We start from the raw sequence: 21,312 nt of genomic DNA on the forward strand, positions 1-21,312 counted from the left end.
CGTTTGCGCTTTCGCGACGTTGTAATACGGTTGTCATGGTTCTTATGATTGCGTTACGTACGTTTTATGTATGTATGCTATCCAAAGGTGTTTTGTTTTTCCTTTGTGTCTTTATATTAAGACATATATTTTGTTTTGTAAAGTACTTTTGAGCCAAATTTATTTTTGGTCGTAATTACTAGGGTGTTGGAAGGTGAGGTGCAATGCCTTACACCCCAAACTGTGCCTTTGTTCTGGCCTTTGTGAATCAATGCGCAGGAGTGACACTGCTTGAGCCAAATACTTATCTAGAGGTAATCTTATTAAGAGAGCGATCTGCCGGAGCGCGTAGCGTGCGCTTTGCGCTTAGGCAGCAGCGTTAGCGCAGGCCCCCTAAGGGGCTAGCTATCGCTCTCAATACGGTTGCTGTTAACGTCATTGTCGATTAAAGAAACTCGGTTTCACAGAAGTTACCGAATTTGTGTCTAGTGCTTATCCGAACCGTATTGCGATCGCCCCATATGTCAACTTCTCATCTTCCAAAAATTACCTACAGCCCAGCTTACACAATCGTTCCGACTTACGAGTGCTTTAATCGCTGTACTTACTGTAACTTTCGCACAGAGCCAGGTAAGAGCGAATGGATAACAATTTCAGAAGCAGAACAACTCTTAACACAACTTCACAATAACAACATTTGTGAAATTTTGATACTCAGTGGAGAAGTGCATCCCCATTCCCCACAGCGTCAGGCGTGGTTTCAGCGGATTTATGATTTGTGTGAATTAGCTTTGGCGATGGGATTTCTGCCACATACCAATGCTGGACCGCTGAGTTTTGAAGAAATGCAACAATTAAAGAAAGTTAACGTTTCGATGGGCTTAATGTTGGAACAGTTAACGCCAGAGTTGTTGAAGACAGTGCATAAACACGCACCGAGTAAGATACCAGAACTGCGTCTACAACAATTACAGTGGGCGGGAGAGTTGAAGATACCCTTTACCACTGGCTTACTGTTGGGAATTGGGGAGACAGAAAAAGATTGGTGGGAAACATTAGAAGCCATAGCCGAAATTCATCAACGTTACCATCATATTCAGGAAGTTATCCTGCAACCCCACAGTCCAGGACATCAGCAAACTTTTGACGCACCACCTTTTAATCCTCATGAACTGCCAAGAGTCATTGCAAAAGCACGTCAAATTTTACCGCCAGATATTACAATACAAATTCCCCCGAATTTAGTGAAAGATGACGAATGGTTACTCGCTTGTTTAGAAGCTGGTGCGAGAGATTTGGGTGGAATTGGACCAAAAGATGAAGTGAATCCTGATTATCCGCATCTTCAAGAGCAGGAATTAAAAGAAATATTACAGCCTGCTGGGTGGAATTTAGTGCCAAGATTGCCAGTTTATCAGCTTTTTGATGATTGGCTATCAGTGGAATTACAGGTGGCTGTTAAGCGATGGCGAACTTTCTTCTACAATTTGCATCCCTCGTTCCTGGGCTGCTGACTGGGAATGCCACACAGTGGGCTGCTGCCTCCCCCGTGTGATTCCCAAGAACAAAAATGAGATATTCAATCAATCTGTTCCAATATTGATGAGGCAACAGTGGTGTCATAATTTCCAGCGTACCTCTGTCGTAAGTAAGTCGGGAAGCTCGGTCTTCCCCCATTTCTGCTAGCATGGTTTCAAAGGTCTGCCTGCTGATGTTTCTTAAAACAACCCTTGATTCTGAGGGGATGCGTGTTGTTACCATTGCTCTATTAGGTACAGGCTCATATCATACAACATAGCGTCATATAAAAAATTAAAGTATTCTAAAAAAAACATCCTCCCTAAGTAAGAGTTTTGACACAAAAACAGTGAGATAAAATAGAGGAAGTAGGATTCGGGGGACCATTTTACTGGTCATAGATGCTTATCGAGACTATCTTTGGTAATCTCCAAGGTTTAAAGTCTAGTCAGCTCAAACAAATACAGCGACTGTATCACCAGCGCATACCAGGCGATCGCATCACAACGCCTGAGTTTTCCCAGCGACTAGCAGCAATTAGCACTGAAATCAATCAGCCTGTGTGTGCTTACCTCAACCGTCGCGGACAAGTCATCCGTGTCGGGGTAGGTACGCCCCGTCAAACGCAAATTCCACCTTTGGAATTACCGCGTTATGGCGCAGAACGGTTGAGTGGTATTCGTTGCATCGCTACTCATCTCAAACCAGAACCGCCTAATGAAGCGGCGCTGACATCTATGGCATTGCAACGCTTGGATGCCTTAGTCATGTTAAACATTACTGGGACAGGATTTCAACGACGCGGTGGTGGCGCAACTGGGTATGTTAAAGAAACTTACTTGGCTCACTTGACACCACAAGACGCTCGCGCTCTCATCACCAGTCCAGCTATGCAAAAAGTTTCTCATTTGTCTTCTGGTGGTGAGGAGAATCAGGGAGGTAAAGAAAACAAGAGCAACCTCCCATACACGAGTTGGAGCGTTTCGCCACCCATGAGTGTGGATATGCTGACAAAGCAGGATTTCATCGAGTTGGTGGAAGGACTGGAAGCTGAGTTCCGGCGGGAATTTGTTGCCCAAGATGTAGACACCGACAATGATCGCGTCCTGATTGTTGGAGTCATGACTGATGAGATGAGTGCTCAACAATTCCAAGACACTTTGGAAGAATTGGCACGGTTGGTGGATACGGCTGGAGGAGAAGTGTTGCAGATGATGCGACAAAAGCGATCGCGCATTCATCCTCAAACAGTTGTTGGTGAAGGTAAAGTTCAAGAAATCGCCGTAGCTGCTCAAACCCTAGGAGCAAATCTTATCGTCTTTGATCGCGATCTCTCACCCACACAAGTTCGTAATTTAGAATTGCAAATTGGAGTTCGGGTCGTTGACCGCACTGAAGTTATTTTAGATATCTTTGCTCAACGTGCTCAATCTCGTGCTGGTAAATTGCAAGTTGAGCTCGCACAGTTAGAGTATATGTTACCAAGACTAGCTGGTCGAGGTCAAGCAATGTCCAGGTTAGGGGGTGGAATTGGGACTCGTGGTCCTGGTGAAACCAAACTAGAAACAGAACGTCGTGCGATTGGGCGACGTATTTCCAGACTACAACAAGAAGTGAATCAACTACAAGCACATCGGGAGCGGTTGCGCCAGCGGCGACAACATCAAGAAGTTCCCTCAGTAGCTATTGTTGGTTACACCAACGCTGGCAAATCTACATTGCTCAATACTCTCACAAACGCAGAGGTTTACACAGCCGACCAATTATTTGCCACTCTTGATCCCACGACACGCCGCTTAGTTGTTCCCCACGGCGAAACAAATGAACCTCAAGAAATTCTGGTGACAGATACAGTGGGGTTTATTCACGAGTTACCCGCATCTTTAATGGATGCGTTCCGCGCCACTTTAGAGGAAGTCACAGAAGCTGATGCTCTGTTGCATTTGGTAGATTTGTCTCATCCTGCTTGGTTGAGTCATATTCGCTCTGTCAGAGAAATTCTCTCACAAATGCCCATCACTCCCGGTCCCGCGCTGGTGGTCTTTAATAAAATTGATGAAGTCGATAGCAAAAATTTAGCATTAGCGCAGGAAGAGTTTCCTCTAGCGGTGTTTATTTCCGCGAGTCAGCGTTTGGGATTAGAAACCTTACGTCAGCGTCTCGGACAACTAGTTGAATATGCCGCTTCTTATCAGTAAATAAATTTTATTCTCTTTCAGTATAAGGGTGTGGGGTGTAGGTGCAGAATATGTGCAGCCCTACACCTTAATTCTTTGATATACTCCCCGCGTATCGCACAGAAGCACAAAACAATGACACAGATTCCATTAACAGAAGCTCAACTTCGTTTACCCGAACTGATTGCCAGTCTGCAACCCGGTGAAGAAGTGCAGATTTTTTCTGGCGATCGCATTGTCGCCAGACTGATTGCCGAACTCCAACCACCCCGCAAGCCTCGCCAGCCCGGTAGTGCAATCGGAACCCTAACCGTCCTGTCCGAAGACGAAACCCACTTGGAAGACTTTCACGACTACATGCCATGAGGTTTCTGCTCGATACTCACGCATTCCTCTGGTTTGTACTCAATGATCGCGCTCTTAGTCAAGTCGCCTGTGATTTGATTGTCGATCCCCTCAATGATATCTTGCTCAGTCCTGCAACAATTGGGAAATTGCCATCAAAGTTAGTATTGGTAAGTATCAAATTCCTGGAAATTTTGAAACATGGATGGAGCATCAAATCCAAATTAACGAATTGGATATATTACCGATTAAAGTTGCTCATGCAGCCGCGCTCGTAGCTCTACCATTTCATCATAAAGATCCCTTTGATCGGCTTTTGGTTGCCCAAGCACTCACAGAAAAGATCCCGATCATTAGCGTGGATGCTGTGCTAGACAATTATGCAGTCACTCGTTATTGGTAAGTACGATAACCTGCGGTCAGTCGCAGTGCAATCTCCGCTCCGCGCGGCAGCGAAGCTATGGCTCATCGCCGTAGGTAGGGGTAAGGAAACCCAACAGCCAGAGCGAAGTAATCGCCAAAATTCTATCTTACGTTTTTCAATGTTGAGATACATATCACTTGAATGCTGTAACAATGAACAATAACGCTCCATGCATTTATTTATTTGCTGTGCTGTTTACTCGTTGAAAAACTGTAAGGAATGCGGAAACATCCGCGCTCCACGTGTATTAAATATATTGTAGACAGCAAATAATGGTTTTCATGGAAACACTAACAGCCACTGCTATCGCCACCCTTCTCCTGACGAAGATGATTGAAAAAGTTGGAGAAAAGATGGGTGAGAAGTTGCCAGAACTGGGAAACAAGGCTTTGGAACAGATGGGCAAGCTAAAACAAGCATTGTGGCGTAAGGCACCAGAAACAGCCAGCACCATTGAGCGAGTTACTTACCAACCGGAGTTAGTGGAACAGCAGCCAGAGGAGTTTGGTATCGAAGTGCTGACGGCAAAATTGGAATCAGTTGCTAATGCAGACTCAGAAGTTGCGGAAGTTGTGGAAGCACTTGCAGCAGAAGTTATGCCCCAACTCCCATTAAAAGTAGTACAAGAAATGGGGGTAGGAATTAAGGCTAAAAGCTTAACGGCTCAAGATTTGACTCAGAAAGCAAAATCAGGTAGCACTGATGTTAATCAGAAGATGTTAAAAGATGTAGAAGTAGAGGCGGATATAAACTTGGGTAACTTAAGCCAAAAAGTATAGAAAAGATATCCGACGGTATCTTTACCGAAATTTTAGGCGATTTTAAATGCTGATGAAAAGAATTATAGCGATCGCCTCTTTAGGGTGGGCGCTATCTGCCATCGCAAATTGCAACTTTGGTAAAAATGGATTTATACAAAAGTGTTAAATAATTCGTCAGGAGACAATCGAAAGCCAAATATTCAGCAGGAATTGCTGAAAAAGATTATGGGAAATGTGAACACGGGTGACATCACTCAGCAAAACACTACCAACATTGAAACCCAAATTGTCATTCAGGGAAATACACTCCAAACTAACCGCTTACACCCTCAATACCACAAAGTTTTCAAGTCACTGATAGAAAATCGCCTCACTTTATTCGGTGGACGTGATACCGCACTTGCTCAAATAGCAAAGTTCATCAACAAACTAACAGGAGGTTACCTAGTAATCACAGCTCCTGCTGGCTTTGGCAAAACTTCTCTGATGGCGAAGTTAGTAAGTGAAGCATCAGAAACATTTGCTGACCATTTTTTCGCCCCTTATGAAAACCCCAATAGCGTTACAGAGGAAGGTTTTTTAAGAAATGTAATTGAGCAAATGGCGCATTGGCACGGTTATACTGATACCCTTCCAGAAAAGCTGCCCGATTTGGACGCACTGTACCATCGTTTATTGGGTGAACCACTTGAGCATACTCATGTACTAGTAATTGACGGACTAGACGAGGTGACAAACTGGGAAATTGCTCGTTATCTGCGTCGCCGTTTACCCGACAACCTACATATTATTGTGACAGTGCGAGATGTAGGTCAAGATTTGACGCTTGATTACGACTTCCCAAAAGACCAAACAGAGTATTTGCCACTGGAGGGATTAACTCGCAATGACGTGGCAGATGTTTTGCGAAAAGCAGGGAAAGGAGCAACAGTCTTTGCTGATAATCCCACACTTCTTAAAGAAGTGATGCGGATTTCAGCTTATCAGGAAGAACCAAGCTTGGGCGCAGATCCATTTTATGTGCGCTTGCTAGCGGAGGATGCAGCAGATGGGCGTTTGACTCCTGCTAATATTGCAAGTCAGCCGAAGGGGCTGAATAAATACCTCAGTGCTTGGTGGCGAGAGATTGAAGAGTCAGAAGAAAACAATGAGCCATTAGAAGACTTATTTGGTACGCTCACTGTAGCGTTAGGAGCAATTTCCCGTGCTGATTTAGAAACTATAAATTCCAGCTTAGTATCTAAAAAGAAAAAGAATTTCTTTCACAAAATTCTCGACCAAGTGCGGCGATGGATAGTAGGCAATGAGGTAAAGGGCTATGCTTTGGTTCATCCTCGTCTGCGCGATTATATATGTACTGAAATTTATACTGATGAACTTCTTGAAGGTTATAGAGAAAAGCTGCTAACTTTTTGTGCTTCTTGGCAAGAACATCGTAGTTTATACGCCTTACGGTATTATGCGGAACACTTGCGAGATGCGAAGCGGTGGGATGAGTTATATGAGTTAGCACGGAATAAAGCCTTTGCAGATGCTCAACGCCAACAACTACCCGATGAACCAGAGTTACCGTTAAAGAATATACGGATAGCATTGCAAACAGCAGCAGAGAGAGATGATGCGGGTGCGATCGCGGAGTTTTTGCTAGCACATGCACGACAGCTTTTACTGCAAGAGTCTCCTTTGGAGGTATTGCGTTCAGGCAATTTAAAACGTGCTTTAGCAGTAGCAGATATGTGTGAGAGCGAACGCTCTGTACTTTGGTATCTGCTTTTAGCTTGGGAGTTGAAGGATAAACATAAGCAGAAAGAAGCACATGAAGTTTTGATACAATTGCTGCAAAAACAATTACCTTGTTTCTCGATACATTTTGCACAAGGAGAATGGGCTTTTTATCTTTTAACTCAGATTTGTCAAGTCAATGAAGATACTTTTAGCACCCTATATCAATGTATTTTGCCTTCAAACGAGTTATATGAGTTTTGTATCAAGCTTCTTGATGAAGGTTATTTAGATATCGCCCTCAAAATAGTTGAACAAATTAACTGGTCAACAAAGTCAATTATATCTTTAAATTCAACGCTAGAATTCCAAAATAAAATTGAAAATAAAGATTCATTAAATGCAAATTACTGGTATAAAGTAAAATCTCTAACTGCTATTGCAAAAGCTTATTTTGATGTAGTGAACAAAGAGATTGCGCTTACTACTGTTAAAATGGCTATTGATACTGTGGGTAAAATTGACAATTATCTCAACTTGGATGCTGAAAGAATTCTAGCCGAAGCTCTTCAAGAAATCGTATCCGCGCAAGCATACATTGGTGAATATAACTATGCTTTACAAACTGCTGAGTTAATTACTAAAGAACATTACAGAATAACAGCAATAGAAGCAATAGTAGAAGCTTTAGTTAATCAAGAGCAGCTTGATATTGCTATGAAGATAGCGAAAGTACATGACGTCGCCACATTAGAGATATGGCTTTTGAGACTAAAAGCAGAAGTAGAGATGCGAGCAGGGAACACAGAAACATTTCAAGAATATTTACTGGAGGCACTAAGAAATGTAGATAGAATTAAGTATAAGTGGCAACAAGCTATAGAAATTGCATACATTGCATCAATGCAAGCTAGATTTGGAGATACAGACAAATTAGAAGTTCTTCTTGCTGATGCTTTTGAGCGTGCTAAAGAAACTGATGAACACAAAAACAGAAATATGATAGCTATGGCAATTATTGCACAAGTTATTGCGGAAACAGGAGATATTGAAAAAGCTAAAAATGCTTTTAATCAAATATTTGAGTATGCTATGAAAAATCTTTACTCTCCTGGTTACGTTACAGGATTTATAGAAATAATTACTACGGGTCAAGTACAAGTGGGACTGCTCAATGATGCTCTAGAATTAGCAAAAAAGATTAATCACCAATGGCAGCAAGCAAGTATTCAAAACTGTATAGCTTTAGTAGAAGCCAAAGCGAAAAGATTTACAAGTGCGCTTGAGATAGCTCGTTCTATTAAAGAAAATAATGTACGTTCCAAAACTATTGCAAAAATAGCAATAGAACAAGCACATACAGAAGAACCAAATATTTCTCTTGAAACTATTAAGGAAATTAATTTTTTAGAATCTTATTCAAGTCAAGTTGAAATTGCTAAAATCCTATATAAAAGAGGCTATAAACTACTAGCTAGAACTATTTTTTCTCAAGTTCTCCAGGGAAGCTATACAATTAATAATCAATATGCCCCAGTCACAGCGCTGATTTATATTGCAACTACACAAGCTCAAACAGGGGATATATGTAATGCTCAATATACATTTTCAACTGCTCGTCAGACAACTAAGGTAATTGAGAAGCAAGTTTTTCAAGTAATGGCTCTATGTGATATTGCTGTTGCACAAATGCAAGTTGGGGATAGACAGGAAGCAGAAATTACATTTGATGAAGCTTGGCAGATAATTCAAAATATTAGTAGTCAAACAGATAGAGCATGGGCATCAAAAGAATTAGCGAATCATCAAATGAAATTGAAAGATTTAGATATTAGCTTTAAATATGCTGCTCTGCATACAGTTTTATCTATCGATGATTCTGTCAGAAAGTCTGCAATTTTAGAAGAAATAGCGCTCATGCAAGCCGAAGAGGAGGATATTGATTATGCTTTTACTTTTCTGCAAGCAATTACTCATGATAAATCTAAAGAATCAGTCATTAAAAAAATTAAAGATTGGCATAAATCACAAGAACTTATCACACAATATAAGCTAGGATATATACCGAATACTTTTGAAATAGAACAGATAATTGACAGTCAAAAAGTACAGGCAAAAACTCTGATAAAATTAGCGAGATTTCAGTTCAATGATGGTCTAATAGAATTAGCAAAAGAAACTCTGGCTGATGCTTTAAATATAGCTCAAAAAGTTTCTAATCAAGGGTATGATACCGAATTGTTAGAAGAAATTATTATTGTCCAAGCAGAAAACGATTTATTGTTTAATTTTTTTGATGTTAGAAAAATTATAAAAATGAAATATAAGCAAGCCGAAGTCATAAGAAAAATAGGTAAAATCAAAGCACAACAAGGACAATATGAAGAAGCAAAATCTGCTTTTGATATAGCTTTAGAAATTTCACAACAAGTTGATAGGGAACTTACCCACTCCAGCACCATTAGTGATGTAGCTCAGGAACAAATATTAGCAGGGTTCCCTGAGCAAGCAATCAGGACTACACAGATGATTCTCACTAATCAAAATTGGTGTCTTCCAAAAATCGCTGGTGCTTTCGTGAAGACAGGCGATCACGCCAATTTCAAAAAGCTATTAATCCCCTGTGCCTATTACTTAGATGCAGCTTATGAGATGTGCGGATATTTAGCACAGCTATACCCTGAACAAGCTGAAGTTGTGGCAACAGTGGTAAGAGCGTGATTAGGGATGTGGTCAAAACTAGCCCTCACTCCCTATCGTACTTCTCCTGTTGTCAGAGGTGTCACTGGCTGCACCATAGATAACCTTCCTTGAACCTCTGCAAGTCTAACATTCGGCAAATGAGGTAAGACAAGCTTGGCAAAATAGTGAGACTCCTCAATCAGGGGATAGCCAGAGAAAATAAATGCTCGAATTCCCATATCCAAGTAACGATGCAGTCGTTCAAGTATCTGAGAGGGATTTCCCACGAGTGCTGCACCACATCCAGAACGTGCTCGTCCTATTCCCATCCATAAGTTCCCCTCAATGTAGTCATCTTCATCAGCAACTGTTCGCAGAGTATCCTGTTTCAAGACACCTACAGAGTGAGAATCTTGGGCGCGAGATTTCAATTGTACACCGCGAGCTGCATCAAGTTCTGATATTAAAGTTTTTGCCCATAAACGAGCTTCTTCCTCAGTTTCGCGTACAATAACATGAATGCGCAGTCCAAAATCGATACTTCGTCCATAAGCTGCAGCCCTCTTTGAAAGGTCCTGCATACTTTCAAACAGTCCTTCTTCAGTATCAGGCCACATCAGAAAAACATCGCAGTATTGAGCACAAACTTCACGAGAACCTGGTGATAGACCACCGAAGTAAAGCAGCGGTCCGCCATTTTGCTGATATGATTTTACTGGGTAACTCGGTAAGCTCAAGCGATAAATCTCTCCTTGAAGCTCTATTCTCTCTTGCGTCCACGCTTGTTGAAGAATTTGGATCACTTCTTTGCAGCGTTGATACCGATATTCAGGATCTTCAACAAAACCAGGAAGTTCAGAATTAATGATGTTTACAGTAAGTCTTCCCTGTAAAAGATGATCTAACGTCGAAATATGACGTGCCAACATCGGAGGGTGAATCTCCCCTGTACGTATTGCGGTGAGTAAGCTGATTTGCTGCAGTTGGGATGCGATCGCCGCCGCAAAAGGTAACACTTCCTGACCCAACATATAGCTTGTGGGCAGTAGAATATTCTTGTAGCCCAACGAATCAGCTGTGAGCACAATATCACGGCAATGTTCGTAGTTGCTGCGCCGAGAGGGGTCAAGCTTTCCTAAACGATCAGTGTCACCCCCGCATAAATCGGCAAACCAACCCACCTCAGATACCCTCTGATGCGTCCTAATACTGTAAAGCTGAGGCACATTGCCCAAAAACATATTCTTATTCTCCAAAATAACTCTGTCAGTTTTACTCGACTTTTGCCATTTTTTAGATGAAATGGCTCAATGGAAGCAGAACTACAGAAAAATGAGGTAAGAATAATTTATCAGTAATTATCCTGACCTTGTAGAGAATAATTAAAACTGCTATGAAAACTCTTACAAATCTGGTAATATCAACCGTAATAGCATTATGGGTAATAGGAGTAGCCATCCTGTCAGTGCAAAACGCTGAGTCAGTATCTTTGAGATTTCTCAGCTTTCAGTCTGTTCAAATTCCAGTCGGTTTAGTCCTAGCTTTTTGTGCTGGATTTGGGATAGTCAGCGTAGCGTTGCTGCAACCCCTTTGGAGTCTTGCTGGTTCTGGGCAAAGAAATTCTCAATCAGAAGACGAAAACGAATTCTTTGTCGATGAGGAATTTTGAGAAGACAGTTTCACCGAGTACGCACCAATTGTGGTGAGAAAAGTGTACTCGAAAAGCCAACAACAACTTTTAAGTTGACAATGGCGGCGGAAACCGGATATCAGAATTGAATTGCTCAATATTTCCTGATTGATGAATCGGCAAAACATATTCTAGATTTTCATGGGGACGAGGAATGATGTGATGAGAAAGCACTTCACCACCATTCACTTGCACAACCGCCTCCAATCCTGCGGTGACAGCAACATTCACCTCACCCACATTCCCCCGGATAAGCACAGTAATTCGCCCGAAGTCAGTATTTTCATACCCAACAAGAGTGATACGGGCAGCTTTACACATGGCGTCGCCCGCTTCTATTGCTGTAGGAACGCCATAGACTTCAATCATACCAAGTGCTAAAGTCACTCGCTTTTTAAAATTCAAAATTATTAATGGACTGCGTCCCGCTGCGCTAACAAAATTCAAAACCCACGGAGAAATCCGAGGGCTTTAAACAAGAATGTATTATACCGCACTTCGTGCCGCTTTTCTAACGCGCTGCGCGTCTGGTGTATCATCCTTTTTTTTGAGGTAGGCTTGATACCCATAACTAAAGCTTTTAATCAATTTTGAATTTTGAATGAGCGAATGCGTGAATTGTTTTATCATGCTCACTCTAAACACTTGCTACAACTTTTCGAGATTCTTGAGACTTCCGTTCACCTGTAATCATCATCTTGACTTTACCGCTAGGAGCAAGCGTCACTCCTCGTCGTTGAGGTTGTTCTGGTTGATTCGTTGTGAGTGCAAGCTGATAATGTGAGAAAATAGTAGCCAAAACAAGCTTCATTTCAAACAGAGCCAAAGCTTCACCAATACAGCGACGGGCACCACCGCCAAATGGCATAAATTCATAAGGAGAAAATTGGCGTTCTAAAAAGCGCTCTGGTTTAAATTGATTGGGTTGTGGGTATAAATCTTGACGATGATGTAAAAGATAAATGCAGCCACAGACTGCCGTATCAGGCTCTAACTCATGTTCCAGTAACTTAACAGGTTCCTTGACAACCCTAGCAAATGTCAAAATTCCAACAGGATAAATACGCAAAGTTTCATTGCAGACAGCACTTAGATAAGGTAATCGTGCAATGTCTATGGTATTTGGGGAATCACCTAGGTTACCCAGTTCTTGGAGGAGTTTTTCACCAACTTGCGGCAAATGGTGAAGCCAATACAATCCCCAAGCCATTGCTGTTGCTGTGGTGTCATGTCCAGCAAATAACAGGGTCATTAACTCATCGCGTAACTCTTGTTCCGTCATTGGTTTACCCTCTTCATCTCGTGCTGACATCAGCAATGAAAGGATATCAATGCGATTTGGATCTGATTTCGTACGGCGTTCAGCAATTTCAGCATAAAGCAATTCATCAATTTGCTGACGTTGGCGCACAAACCTTCCCCAAGGACTCCAAGCCCCTAAATCTTTTTGCAGGAAGCGGAAAAACAGGAAGCTAGAACCAAGCGGTGACTGAAAAACTTCCAACACTGAAGTGATTAAACGCTTGATCTGTTGGCAACGTTCTCCCTCGTACAAACCAAAAACAGCCTGTAAAATGACTTGCAGGGAAATTTCCTGCATTGTAGTCCGAATCGACACGGGTTGGTTGTGTGGTAGCTGACTAAAGACTTTTTCAGTTATATTGCGGATGATTTCACCGTAAGCTTGCATCCGTTCCCCATGAAAAGGGGGTATCAGAAGTTGGCGTTGTCGTTTGTGGCGATCAGAGTCCAACATCACAATTGAATTGTCCCCCAATAAGGGTTGCAAAATTCTGTTCTCCCGACTCAGGGCTGCAAACTTCTTTCTATCGTTGGTGAAAATTTCTGCAATTGCTTGGGGATGCTGCACGAATATCACAGGACGCTGAGAACCAAGTACTCCAGAAGTAAAAATGTCAGGATATTGCTGAACTGCTTTTTCCATATATTCTACAGGTTCAGCAACCCATTGGATTTGTTGGAAAAAAGACGGAGTTTTGATAAGATTCGGTAGATTCATATGGTTATTTTGACAAAAAATATATTTTCTGCGCTAGTTTGATTCAAAAGGCTTAATCCAACCAAATTGCATAGCAGTCTCAAGAAAAAATGCCGCCAACACAAACCACAAAATACTTTCGACTCCCAAAACCGCAAAAGGTAACATATCTCTAGAATATGACAGCCCAACATCTACCTGGGTTAAACCGCGCACTAAACCAAACGCTAACACTCCCCCAGCTTTCAATTGAGGATTTTTATCTGAGCGGATGATATAGCGGTAGGTGACGCCGAACAGCAAACCAGAGAAACAGACAATTCCAGCCCTGACTAGCCATTGTAAATCTAGCGAAGCGATCGCCAGACTGCCCAGTTGCTCAAAATATTTTGCTAGCACCAGATTATTCAGCAAGGTGGTGAGAAAAAAAGCTATCATCAGGCTCAAACCCCCGAGTATCCCAGCTTTGAGGGATTCAATGCGTTCTGCCATAAGTTGAGGATCTAAAATCTTGTTCACTCTCGTCCAAACTTTAGTTCTGAACAGGCTTCTAGTATTATTAAACTTAGAGACGTTTTCAATTGAGTTTAAAAGTAGCACTATGGAAATTTTGACACTCGGCTGGGTTGCTTTACTTGTTGTTTTCACTTGGTCAATTTCAATGGTAGTTTGGGGTCGCAACGGACTCTAAGAAAATCGTGGAAAGTCCATTCTTGACTATTTTGGCTTCAGTTGCTGCAGTGCTGCTTGTAGCAGTTACGGGAGGCGTTGGTTATTTGACGCTGGCAGGTTGGCGCGATCGCCGTTTGCGAGAAGAAGAAAAACGCGAAATGCGACGCGCTAGTTCTAGCACCACTTCTAAGAACACTGCTCCCAAGCTTAAGAAGAAAAAATAATTCTGCTTGAAATCTTGGGCAGAGGCGCTAGGACGTAGAATATTTCCTAGCGTCGTCTGTTTGCGCTTCGTTTTTCTGCTAAAGGGGAAGAGTGCAGAGACTTCTTGTAGTATGATTATTTAGTAAGACAAAAAGGTAATACTGAATGATCAAAGTTACAATTACCTTAGAAGAAGACATTCTCCAGTTTATAGATCAGCAGGCACAGGGCAACCGCAGTGGTTATATTAATGCGTTGCTGACACAACACCGCCGCCGAATTTTGGAAGCAGAAATGATTGCAGCCCTCAAGCAGGATGCTGAAGATTCAGAGTATCAAGCTGAGATTGCTGTTTGGGATAATGTTGTCGGAGATGGCATTCATGCCAGCGAGTGATTTAACTTATCGGCGGGGAGAAATTCGTTGGGTGAACCTTGATCCAACTGTAGGGGCTGAGGCGCAAAAAATCCGGGCTTGCTTGGTTGTGCAAAATGACATTATGAATCAGTATGGATTGCTAACAATTGTGATGCCATTTCGACCTGGAAGTAAACAAGCTCCATATGTTGTCAACGTGAAAGCAACACCAACTAATGGATTAGATCGAGATCGTTTTATTGATGTTGGGCAAATTCGTTCTGTTGATCATCGTCGCGTGTTGGGTTTGGTGGGTGTGTTGGAAGAAGAATATTGGGAACCCATTCGTACAGCTTTAAATGTGGTTTTGGGATTTGTGGTTTAAAGCTATTAAGGAGTTATAGGAAATATTAGAATTAGGCGATCGCCGTTTGCGAGAAGATGAAAAACGCGAAATGCGAAGCACCACTTCTAAGAACAATGCTTTTAAGAGCACTGCCCCTAAGCCTAAGAAGAAAAAGTAATTCTGCTTGGAATCTTGCGTAGAGGCGCAAAGGCGCAGAGTGTTTGTTGGCGTCTTTGCGTCTTTACGTGAAATATCATTTTGCCATTTCATCGCGGAGGCGATTGAGGTTGCTTTCCGTTGTCTTCGTGTCGGGATGTTCTGCTCCCAGCACTTTCAAAAAGATTTGCAGGGCTTGGTTGTACAGGGGTTCGGCTTCATCATACCGTCCTTGGGATTTGTACAATCCTCCCAAGTTGTTGAGACTTGTGGCTGTGTCGGGATGTTCAGCTCCAAGCACCTTGAGACGCATTTGCAGGGCTTGGTTGTACAGGGGTTCGGCTTCATCATACCGTCCTTGGGATTTGTACAATCCTCCCAAGTTGTTGAGACTTGTGGCTGTGTCGGGATGTTCAGCTCCAAGCACCTTGAGACGCATTTGCAGGGCTTGTTTGCATAGGGGTTCTGCCTCATCGTACCGTCCTTGGGAATTGTACAACAATGCCAAGTGGCTGAGATTTGTGGCTGTGTCCGGATGTTCAACTCCGAGCACTTTGCGACAGATTTGCAGGGCTTGGTTGTACAGGGGTTCGGCTTCATCGTACCGTCCTTGGGATTCGTACAATCCTGCCAAGTTGTTCAGACTTAGGGCAGTGTCGGGATGTTCAGCTCCGAGCACCTTTAGACGGATTTGCAGCGCTTGGTTGAGTAGGGGTTCGGTTTCATCGTACCGTCCTTGGGATTCGTACAACGATCCCAAGTTGTTGAGACTTGTGGCTGTGTCGGGGTGTTCTGCTCGCAGCACTTTCAGGCGGATTTGCAGCGCTTGTTTCCATAGAGGTTCGGCTTTGCCGTACTCACCCTTTTTATAAAGCACATCACCAAGATTGTTTAACCTCCTAGCAGCATCAGCAGTTTCTTCAAAATTACCAAGTTGAACATGGGCATTATGGCATTTTGCAAACTCATCCGCCGCATCGTATTCTCCCATTCTTCGGCACAAGTGCGTCAGTGCTTGCAGCAGTTGCAGGGTTTGCGGATGGCTGGGACTAAGGCTGATTTCTGCTGCATCAAGAGCTAGCTGATACTGTCTCAAGCAGCTTTGTTGCCAAAACTGCTTCAGTTAAATCTAAACCATTGTTGATATTCTCTAACCAATCTTTCCCTTTAGCCGCCTCAGGTGAAATTGTTGCTATCAAGGGACTTGTCCCGGTACGATACATCAGGTATGCCAGATCAAAGCAACTGAGATCAACTCTACTTCGAGCTAAATCTGCTCGTAGCTGTTGTAGTGCTGGTTCAATCGGTTTACGTGCCAAACTGTAGTTAAAAATTCCCTCTCCATCCAACCGAGCACACACCAGATAGTGTGACTTAAAATATTGAAACAGTAACTTCGATAAATCAGTTTTGCCAATACCTGCTCGTCCGTAGAAAACGAGTATATTGTGCGGCTTATTGCCAAGAGTCGCTAGCGTTTCCTCTACCTGTTCTTGATACCTGTGCCAGGAAACCATAAATCTCTGCTGCTGTTTTCCCATAGCAACCCTCTTGAGCAATCAACAATAGCCGTTCTCTACTAGTATTACTTTTAACTCATAAAAAAGCTTGCCTTGTGGAATATCATATCCCCAAGGCAAGCTCACTCTCTAATTCTTCCTTTCTAATTCTTTCTTCGCGCTCTTTGCGCCTTTGCGGTTCGTTTCTCTTACAACTGCTTCACCTCAGAAACCAACTTCGCCACCATATCCTTAGCGCTACCAAAGAGCATCGTAGTTTTATTCTTGTAGAACAACTCATTATCCACACCAGCAAAACCCGCACTCATACCGCGCTTAATCACAATCGTCTGCTTCGCCCGATCCACTTCCAAAATGGGCATCCCATAAATCGGGCTATTTGCATCACTCCGCGCCGCCGGATTCACCACATCATTCGCCCCAATTACCAAAGCGACATCTGTCTGCTCAAACTGAGGATTGATATCATCCATATCGTGCAGCTGCTCATAAGGCACATTCGCCTCAGCCAGCAACACATTCATATGTCCCGGCATTCTACCAGCAACAGGGTGAATTGCATACTTTACATCCACGCCCATACGTTCTAGCTGATCTGCCAACTCACGTATGCTGTGCTGCGCTTGCGCAACCGCCATCCCGTAACCAGGAACAATCACCACAGAACGAGCATAACCCAACATCATCGCGCCTTCTTCGGGATCAATGCTGCGAACAGTTTTATCAGTTGTACCTGCATCACCACCAGCACCACCAGACGCAGCCCCTGTACCAAAAGCACTGAACAGTACACTAAACAGAGAACGGTTCATCGCCTTACACATAATCTCGGTGAGGATGATCCCAGATGCTCCCACCAATGCGCCAGCGATGATTAACATATTGTTCATCACCACAAAACCAGCAGCAGCCGCCGCTAACCCGGAAAACGAGTTCAACAGCGAAATTACCACAGGCATATCGCCGCCACCGATGGGGATGACGAACATCACACCCAACACCAGAGAAACAGCAACAATTCCTAAGAAGACAGGTAGGCTGTGCGGAGAGATAATTAAATAAGCACTACCCGCAATAAAGGCAACCAGAAGCGAGAGGTTAAATGGTTGTTGCAAAGGAAATGTAATTGGGGAACCGCTCATAATACCTTGCAGTTTTGCAAAAGCAACAAAGCTTCCTGTGAAAGTCACACCACCAATTAACACATCCAGCAACATAGAGATGTTGGCATCAAGGGGTATTGCTTCACCGTTTCCTAGCAACCGCCAAAATTCGGCAACTGCAACGAGTGCTGAAGCTGCACCACCTAAGCCGTTGAGCAAACCCACCATTTGGGGCATATCCGTCATTTGGACTTTGTAGGCGGCGACTATACCAATCAAAGATCCAATAACCAACCCCAGCAAAATCATTTCATAGTTCAACACATGCTGATCCAGCATTGTTGCCACAATTGCCAACAGCATCCCCACAGCTGCGACAACATTACCTTGTCGTGCTGTCGCAGGTGAACCCAGTTGTTTCAAACCCAGAATGAATAAGGATGCAGCGACTAAATACGATAGCTGAATCCCAGTTGGTAAAAAGTCGCTCACGCCTTAACCTCCTTTTTCTTGAACATTTGCAACATTCTGTCTGTGACTAGGAAGCCACCCACCACGTTAACCATTGCCAATATCACGGCAATCAAACCTAAAATGACTGATAAATTCGTCTCTCTAGCACCAGAAGCCACAATTGCACCCAGTACAGCAATTCCAGAAATGGCGTTGGAACCTGACATTAAGGGTGTGTGGAGGGTTGGTGGAACTTTGTTGATAACTTCAAATCCTGTAAAGGATGCCAAAACAAACACAAACAAAGCAGCGATTAATGCTTCTGTCATCGCTCAAAAAACTCCTTATGCAAATTGAGTTGTAGTAAGCACGCACTTACTACGAATTAATTAACCTGCCACACCGCTTAAAGCTTGTAAGGCATCTTTCACTCGTTGGTTACGAATTTCGCCACCGTGGGTAACACAAGCCGCATCAACGATGTCGTCGGCAAAGTTCACCTGCAACGCTTTGTCTTTAATCAACAGTTGTATCAACGACGACAAATTCTTGGAATAAAGTTGGCTGGCATGAACTGGCATTGATGATGGTAAGTTGATAGGACCGATGATAGTAATGCCATTCCAGACAATATCTTTGCCGGGATCAGTGCAAGCGCAGTTACCACCTTGTTCAGCCGCGAGATCCACAACCACCGAACCTGGTTTCATCTGCGCTACCATTTCTTGAGTGACTAAAAGAGGTGCTTTTTTACCAGGAACTTGGGCAGTCGTAATCACCACATCAGCATTCTTGACGTGTTCGGCGACAACTTCCTGAGTGCGCTGTTTGCTCGCTTCAGAAATTTCTTTGGCGTAGCCTCCGGCGGCGGTTGTTTCTTCTTCTAGTTTGACTTCGACGAATTTTGCCCCTAAACTTTGGACTTCTTCTTTGACGGCGGGGCGAATATCAAAGGCTTCGACGATCGCTCCCAAGCGTCTGGCGGTGGCGATCGCCTGCAACCCAGCAACACCAGCACCCATAATAAACACTTTCGCGGGAGCGATTGTACCAGCCGCTGTTGTCAACATCGGGAAATATTTTGGTAATGCTGCTGCACCAATCAGCACCGCTTTGTAACCTGCAATTGATGCTTGTGATGATAAAGCATCCATGCTTTGCGCCCGAGTTGTCCGGGGGATCATCTCCATACTCATAGCAGTTACCTTGCGTTCTGCCAGTCGCTGTGCTATTGATGGATTCCCTAAAGGGTTCAGAAAGCTAATCAGCACAGCTCCTTCCTTGAGCAAGTCAACTTCTGAACGTCCATCTTCTCGTTCTTGAGGTGGACTCACTTTAAGCAGAATATCTACTTCACCCCATAATGTGGCGCTATCAGTGATGACTTTCGCCCCCGCTGCTTCATAAGCAGCATCAGAAAAGAAAGCTCGCTCACCGGCACCAGTTTCTACCCACACTTCCACACCTTGTTTAACCAATCGGGCAACAGTGTCAGGAATGAGAGCTACTCGACGCTCACAGACTTCAATTTCTTTGGCAACTGCTATTCTCATGCAATCTCCTTGAAGATAAATACCTATTTTTTTGCAAGCTATGAAATTTTTCTTAAGAGGCAGTAGGTACATTTAATTGTGCATGGGCAGCAGCTATTAGCAGTTGCTTTGCCCAGTCAACTTTACCTTCGCTCTCAAACTCGACAGTGACTTACGCAAAGCCCTAACTCAATGTGTTTGTTTCTTGCAGAATTTCAAGATTCCCATGTATTTGCAAAGATGGTCGTCTATTGCACATCCTATGTCAATCCCTAAATTTTGCTCCTCTGTCTTTAACTTCTTTTAGGAATTGAAGAATTTTTTCCTATTTTTTTTACATATTGTAATATTAGTCGAATTCTCAAAAACTATCCCCGAATAATATTAGTAAACTCTGATTTTAGTACAACTTGTTTTAGTCAATATAGCCCAATTTCACAACTGATTTCATTATGAAATGATTCAAGTTTTATAACAAATTATATATATCTATACATATTTAGTAACAAAATCAAAATTCAACCGTGTTTTCAGTGATTCTGAATTTCTAAAAATTCTGAGCTGAAAAAAGTCTTGAGCCTGATATGTAACTTTAAATACGTTATTTTTTTAAATACTGAGAAGGGCACATTTATAAGGAATTTACGTCTCATATCTAAACTATGTTTCAGTAGTAAAGTAAAGTTTACGAACGTTTAATCTTAGTTATTTAAACAAAAGACCTATTTCTGGCTCAGGAGCTTAACCATGCGACGTTTCCTCTCGACTTTAGCTGTGACTGGCTTTTTGCTAGCTGGGGTACCAGCGATCAGCTGGGCACAAAGTTTGCCAGGGTTGACGCTATTTAGCGGTGTCAAAGGCGAAAATCAGCTACCGTTCCGATTAGATTTTGGTGGGCAAAGCAATGGCTGGGATAGATACCGGCTGAAAATTTCTAACAAAAAGTTAAAAACAGCAGTTGCTCAATTTGTCATTTCTTATCCTGAGTACTACAAAGGAACCTTCGACACCAAAAGCGTTGAAGTCAAGGTTAGGGGCAAAAAGATTCCACTATCCGAGGTGAAGTGGGATAAAGAAAATCACGTCATTGAAATCTATCCCCAAGAAGCAGTACCAGCAGGTAACAGTGTTGAGTTGGTTTTCTCTAACGTCAAAAACCCTCCTTCTGGTGGAATGTTCTATTTTAACTGCTCAATTCAGTCTCCTGGCGATGTGCCGTTAGCACGCTACGTCGGCACATGGATTATTAGTATTAGTTAAGTTATCACCTGAGGAGAAGTCAGGAGCCTTCCCCCTGCCTACACTCCGCGCCAAAGAGTCACAATGTCATCAAAATGCCATGCCATAGTGTTGAATACAGACGAAGCTTGGCAACAGACAACTCTTGGCACGGCGCTGGACTCACCACCAGGCGCAGTGGCTCCTCAACTCCTGCTGAGTTGCAAAGAAAAGATAAATATGTGATATAATAATCAATTGTGGCTTTTTTTATAGTAATTGTCTAAGAGGATAAAAACATGAAGAGAACACTGGAAGGGACTTCCCGTAAAAGAAAAAGAACCTCTGGTTTTCGTGCTCGGATGCGAACTTCAAATGGTCAAAACGTCATCAAAGCAAGAAGAAAGAAGGGACGCTATCGTTTGAGCGTTTAAGGCAGAGAAAGCAATCATAG

The 21,312-nt window shown here is 42.9% G+C and carries 23 protein-coding genes and 1 pseudogene; 14 read left to right on the forward strand and 10 right to left on the reverse strand.

Annotation, left to right across the window (positions count from 1 at the left end):
• The first annotated feature begins 500 nt into the window (after nt 1-500).
• Nucleotides 501-1,493 carry a 7,8-didemethyl-8-hydroxy-5-deazariboflavin synthase subunit CofG gene (cofG, locus tag DP117_RS18865; protein WP_169219841.1) on the forward strand — a complete coding sequence of 331 codons (993 nt, stop codon included), beginning with the start codon at nt 501-503 and terminating at the stop codon, nt 1,491-1,493.
• Between the two features lie 43 nt (nt 1,494-1,536).
• On the opposite strand, the pseudogene DP117_RS36340 reads toward cofG, so the two are convergent.
• A pseudogene (locus DP117_RS36340) lies at nt 1,537-1,740 on the reverse strand (Uma2 family endonuclease); the annotation flags it as partial.
• Between the two features lie 158 nt (nt 1,741-1,898).
• On the opposite strand from DP117_RS36340, the gene hflX reads away from it, so the two are divergent.
• The 5 genes from hflX (at nt 1,899) to DP117_RS18895 (ending at nt 9,647) form a co-directional block, all read left to right on the forward strand.
• Nucleotides 1,899-3,695: a GTPase HflX gene (gene hflX, locus DP117_RS18875; RefSeq protein ID WP_169219813.1), complete on the forward strand. Its 1,797-nt coding sequence runs from the start codon at nt 1,899-1,901 to the stop codon at nt 3,693-3,695.
• A 114-nt stretch (nt 3,696-3,809) separates the two neighbouring features.
• Nucleotides 3,810-4,040: an antitoxin of toxin-antitoxin stability system gene (locus DP117_RS18880; protein WP_169219814.1), complete on the forward strand. Its 231-nt coding sequence runs from the start codon at nt 3,810-3,812 to the stop codon at nt 4,038-4,040.
• 160 nt (nt 4,041-4,200) lie between these two features.
• Nucleotides 4,201-4,422: a PIN domain-containing protein gene (locus DP117_RS36345; RefSeq protein WP_339381320.1), complete on the forward strand. Its 222-nt coding sequence runs from the start codon at nt 4,201-4,203 to the stop codon at nt 4,420-4,422.
• 302 nt (nt 4,423-4,724) lie between these two features.
• Nucleotides 4,725-5,222, forward strand: coding sequence for a hypothetical protein (locus DP117_RS18890; protein ID WP_169219815.1), 498 nt, complete (start codon nt 4,725-4,727; stop codon nt 5,220-5,222).
• A 141-nt stretch (nt 5,223-5,363) separates the two neighbouring features.
• Complete coding sequence (locus DP117_RS18895; RefSeq protein ID WP_169219816.1) at nt 5,364-9,647, forward strand: AAA family ATPase; 4,284 nt, start codon at nt 5,364-5,366, stop codon at nt 9,645-9,647.
• A 32-nt stretch (nt 9,648-9,679) separates the two neighbouring features.
• Here DP117_RS18895 and DP117_RS18900 read toward each other — a convergent pair whose 3' ends face one another.
• On the reverse strand, nt 9,680-10,849 hold the full coding sequence (locus tag DP117_RS18900) for an LLM class flavin-dependent oxidoreductase (RefSeq protein WP_211176195.1): 1,170 nt from the start codon (nt 10,847-10,849) through the stop codon (nt 9,680-9,682).
• Nucleotides 10,850-11,001: 152 nt separating this feature from the next.
• On the opposite strand from DP117_RS18900, the gene DP117_RS18905 reads away from it, so the two are divergent.
• Nucleotides 11,002-11,277 carry a LapA family protein gene (locus DP117_RS18905; protein ID WP_169219817.1) on the forward strand — a complete coding sequence of 92 codons (276 nt, stop codon included), beginning with the start codon at nt 11,002-11,004 and terminating at the stop codon, nt 11,275-11,277.
• A gap of 69 nt (nt 11,278-11,346) precedes the next feature.
• Here the strand turns inward: DP117_RS18905 and DP117_RS18910 are convergent, their stop codons facing one another.
• The 3 genes from DP117_RS18910 to DP117_RS18920 all read right to left on the reverse strand — a co-directional run bounded on the left by DP117_RS18910 (nt 11,347) and on the right by DP117_RS18920 (nt 13,816).
• Nucleotides 11,347-11,685: a carbon dioxide-concentrating mechanism protein CcmK gene (locus DP117_RS18910; RefSeq protein WP_169219818.1), complete on the reverse strand. Its 339-nt coding sequence runs from the start codon at nt 11,683-11,685 to the stop codon at nt 11,347-11,349.
• Nucleotides 11,686-11,935: 250 nt separating this feature from the next.
• Nucleotides 11,936-13,318 carry a cytochrome P450 gene (locus DP117_RS18915; RefSeq protein WP_169219819.1) on the reverse strand — a complete coding sequence of 461 codons (1,383 nt, stop codon included), beginning with the start codon at nt 13,316-13,318 and terminating at the stop codon, nt 11,936-11,938.
• Between the two features lie 33 nt (nt 13,319-13,351).
• Entirely contained in the window at nt 13,352-13,816 is a 465-nt protein-coding gene (locus DP117_RS18920; protein ID WP_339381317.1) for a hypothetical protein, read from the reverse strand.
• Between the two features lie 82 nt (nt 13,817-13,898).
• Here DP117_RS18920 and petN point away from each other — a divergent pair, with 82 nt between their 5' ends.
• The 4 genes from petN to DP117_RS18940 all read left to right on the forward strand — a co-directional run bounded on the left by petN (nt 13,899) and on the right by DP117_RS18940 (nt 14,915).
• Nucleotides 13,899-13,988, forward strand: coding sequence for a cytochrome b6-f complex subunit PetN (petN, locus tag DP117_RS18925; RefSeq protein WP_048868680.1), 90 nt, complete (start codon nt 13,899-13,901; stop codon nt 13,986-13,988).
• 7 nt (nt 13,989-13,995) lie between these two features.
• Nucleotides 13,996-14,193 carry a hypothetical protein gene (locus DP117_RS18930; RefSeq protein WP_169219820.1) on the forward strand — a complete coding sequence of 66 codons (198 nt, stop codon included), beginning with the start codon at nt 13,996-13,998 and terminating at the stop codon, nt 14,191-14,193.
• A 145-nt stretch (nt 14,194-14,338) separates the two neighbouring features.
• Nucleotides 14,339-14,569, forward strand: a complete 231-nt coding sequence (locus DP117_RS18935) for a CopG family transcriptional regulator (protein WP_169219821.1) — start codon at nt 14,339-14,341, stop codon at nt 14,567-14,569.
• Nucleotides 14,556-14,915, forward strand: coding sequence for a type II toxin-antitoxin system PemK/MazF family toxin (locus DP117_RS18940; RefSeq protein ID WP_169219822.1), 360 nt, complete (start codon nt 14,556-14,558; stop codon nt 14,913-14,915). Before DP117_RS18935 ends, DP117_RS18940 begins: the two co-directional genes overlap by 14 nt.
• A 214-nt stretch (nt 14,916-15,129) precedes the next feature.
• Here DP117_RS18940 and DP117_RS18945 read toward each other — a convergent pair whose 3' ends face one another.
• The 5 genes from DP117_RS18945 to DP117_RS18965 all read right to left on the reverse strand — a co-directional run bounded on the left by DP117_RS18945 (nt 15,130) and on the right by DP117_RS18965 (nt 19,661).
• Nucleotides 15,130-16,128 (reverse strand): tetratricopeptide repeat protein, encoded by a 999-nt coding sequence (locus DP117_RS18945; protein WP_248277721.1) that lies wholly within the window; start codon nt 16,126-16,128, stop codon nt 15,130-15,132.
• Nucleotides 16,103-16,573, reverse strand: a complete 471-nt coding sequence (locus DP117_RS18950) for an ATP-binding protein (protein WP_169219823.1) — start codon at nt 16,571-16,573, stop codon at nt 16,103-16,105. Before DP117_RS18950 ends, DP117_RS18945 begins: the two co-directional genes overlap by 26 nt.
• Nucleotides 16,574-16,740: 167 nt before the next feature.
• Nucleotides 16,741-18,147 carry an NAD(P)(+) transhydrogenase (Re/Si-specific) subunit beta gene (locus DP117_RS18955; RefSeq protein WP_169219824.1) on the reverse strand — a complete coding sequence of 469 codons (1,407 nt, stop codon included), beginning with the start codon at nt 18,145-18,147 and terminating at the stop codon, nt 16,741-16,743.
• Nucleotides 18,144-18,437, reverse strand: coding sequence for an NAD(P) transhydrogenase subunit alpha (locus DP117_RS18960; protein WP_169219825.1), 294 nt, complete (start codon nt 18,435-18,437; stop codon nt 18,144-18,146). The genes DP117_RS18955 and DP117_RS18960 overlap by 4 nt, the downstream gene beginning before the upstream one ends.
• Before the next feature lie 60 nt (nt 18,438-18,497).
• On the reverse strand, nt 18,498-19,661 hold the full coding sequence (locus DP117_RS18965; RefSeq protein WP_169219826.1) for a Re/Si-specific NAD(P)(+) transhydrogenase subunit alpha: 1,164 nt from the start codon (nt 19,659-19,661) through the stop codon (nt 18,498-18,500).
• A gap of 726 nt (nt 19,662-20,387) precedes the next feature.
• Between DP117_RS18965 and DP117_RS18970 the strand changes: the two genes are divergently transcribed.
• The 3 genes from DP117_RS18970 to rpmH all read left to right on the forward strand — a co-directional run bounded on the left by DP117_RS18970 (nt 20,388) and on the right by rpmH (nt 21,292).
• Nucleotides 20,388-20,900 carry a DUF2808 domain-containing protein gene (locus DP117_RS18970; protein ID WP_169219827.1) on the forward strand — a complete coding sequence of 171 codons (513 nt, stop codon included), beginning with the start codon at nt 20,388-20,390 and terminating at the stop codon, nt 20,898-20,900.
• Between the two features lie 63 nt (nt 20,901-20,963).
• Entirely contained in the window at nt 20,964-21,104 is a 141-nt protein-coding gene (locus DP117_RS18975) for a hypothetical protein (protein ID WP_169219828.1), read from the forward strand.
• 53 nt (nt 21,105-21,157) lie between these two features.
• Entirely contained in the window at nt 21,158-21,292 is a 135-nt protein-coding gene (gene rpmH, locus DP117_RS18980; RefSeq protein WP_169219829.1) for a 50S ribosomal protein L34, read from the forward strand.
• Nucleotides 21,293-21,312 lie beyond the last annotated feature (20 nt).

The sequence above is a fragment of the Brasilonema sp. UFV-L1 genome (assembly GCF_012912105.1).
Lineage (GTDB): Bacteria > Cyanobacteriota > Cyanobacteriia > Cyanobacteriales > Nostocaceae > Brasilonema.

What these genes read in the sequence shown, in the direction of transcription:
- DP117_RS18970 (WP_169219827.1), top strand. Translation starts at nt 20,388, where the DNA reads ATGCGACGTTTCCTCTCGACTTTAGCTGTGACTGGCTTTTTGCTAGCT.
- DP117_RS18935 (WP_169219821.1), top strand. Translation starts at nt 14,339, where the DNA reads ATGATCAAAGTTACAATTACCTTAGAAGAAGACATTCTCCAGTTTATA.
- DP117_RS18905 (WP_169219817.1), top strand. Translation starts at nt 11,002, where the DNA reads ATGAAAACTCTTACAAATCTGGTAATATCAACCGTAATAGCATTATGG.
- cofG (WP_169219841.1), top strand. Translation starts at nt 501, where the DNA reads ATGTCAACTTCTCATCTTCCAAAAATTACCTACAGCCCAGCTTACACA.
- DP117_RS18900 (WP_211176195.1), bottom strand. Translation starts at nt 10,849, where the DNA reads ATGTTTTTGGGCAATGTGCCTCAGCTTTACAGTATTAGGACGCATCAG.
- DP117_RS18890 (WP_169219815.1), top strand. Translation starts at nt 4,725, where the DNA reads ATGGAAACACTAACAGCCACTGCTATCGCCACCCTTCTCCTGACGAAG.
- DP117_RS18965 (WP_169219826.1), bottom strand. Translation starts at nt 19,661, where the DNA reads ATGAGAATAGCAGTTGCCAAAGAAATTGAAGTCTGTGAGCGTCGAGTA.
- DP117_RS18940 (WP_169219822.1), top strand. Translation starts at nt 14,556, where the DNA reads ATGCCAGCGAGTGATTTAACTTATCGGCGGGGAGAAATTCGTTGGGTG.
- DP117_RS18950 (WP_169219823.1), bottom strand. Translation starts at nt 16,573, where the DNA reads ATGGGAAAACAGCAGCAGAGATTTATGGTTTCCTGGCACAGGTATCAA.
- rpmH (WP_169219829.1), top strand. Translation starts at nt 21,158, where the DNA reads ATGAAGAGAACACTGGAAGGGACTTCCCGTAAAAGAAAAAGAACCTCT.
- DP117_RS18880 (WP_169219814.1), top strand. Translation starts at nt 3,810, where the DNA reads ATGACACAGATTCCATTAACAGAAGCTCAACTTCGTTTACCCGAACTG.
- DP117_RS18975 (WP_169219828.1), top strand. Translation starts at nt 20,964, where the DNA reads ATGTCATCAAAATGCCATGCCATAGTGTTGAATACAGACGAAGCTTGG.
- hflX (WP_169219813.1), top strand. Translation starts at nt 1,899, where the DNA reads ATGCTTATCGAGACTATCTTTGGTAATCTCCAAGGTTTAAAGTCTAGT.
- DP117_RS18915 (WP_169219819.1), bottom strand. Translation starts at nt 13,318, where the DNA reads ATGAATCTACCGAATCTTATCAAAACTCCGTCTTTTTTCCAACAAATC.
- petN (WP_048868680.1), top strand. Translation starts at nt 13,899, where the DNA reads ATGGAAATTTTGACACTCGGCTGGGTTGCTTTACTTGTTGTTTTCACT.
- DP117_RS18960 (WP_169219825.1), bottom strand. Translation starts at nt 18,437, where the DNA reads ATGACAGAAGCATTAATCGCTGCTTTGTTTGTGTTTGTTTTGGCATCC.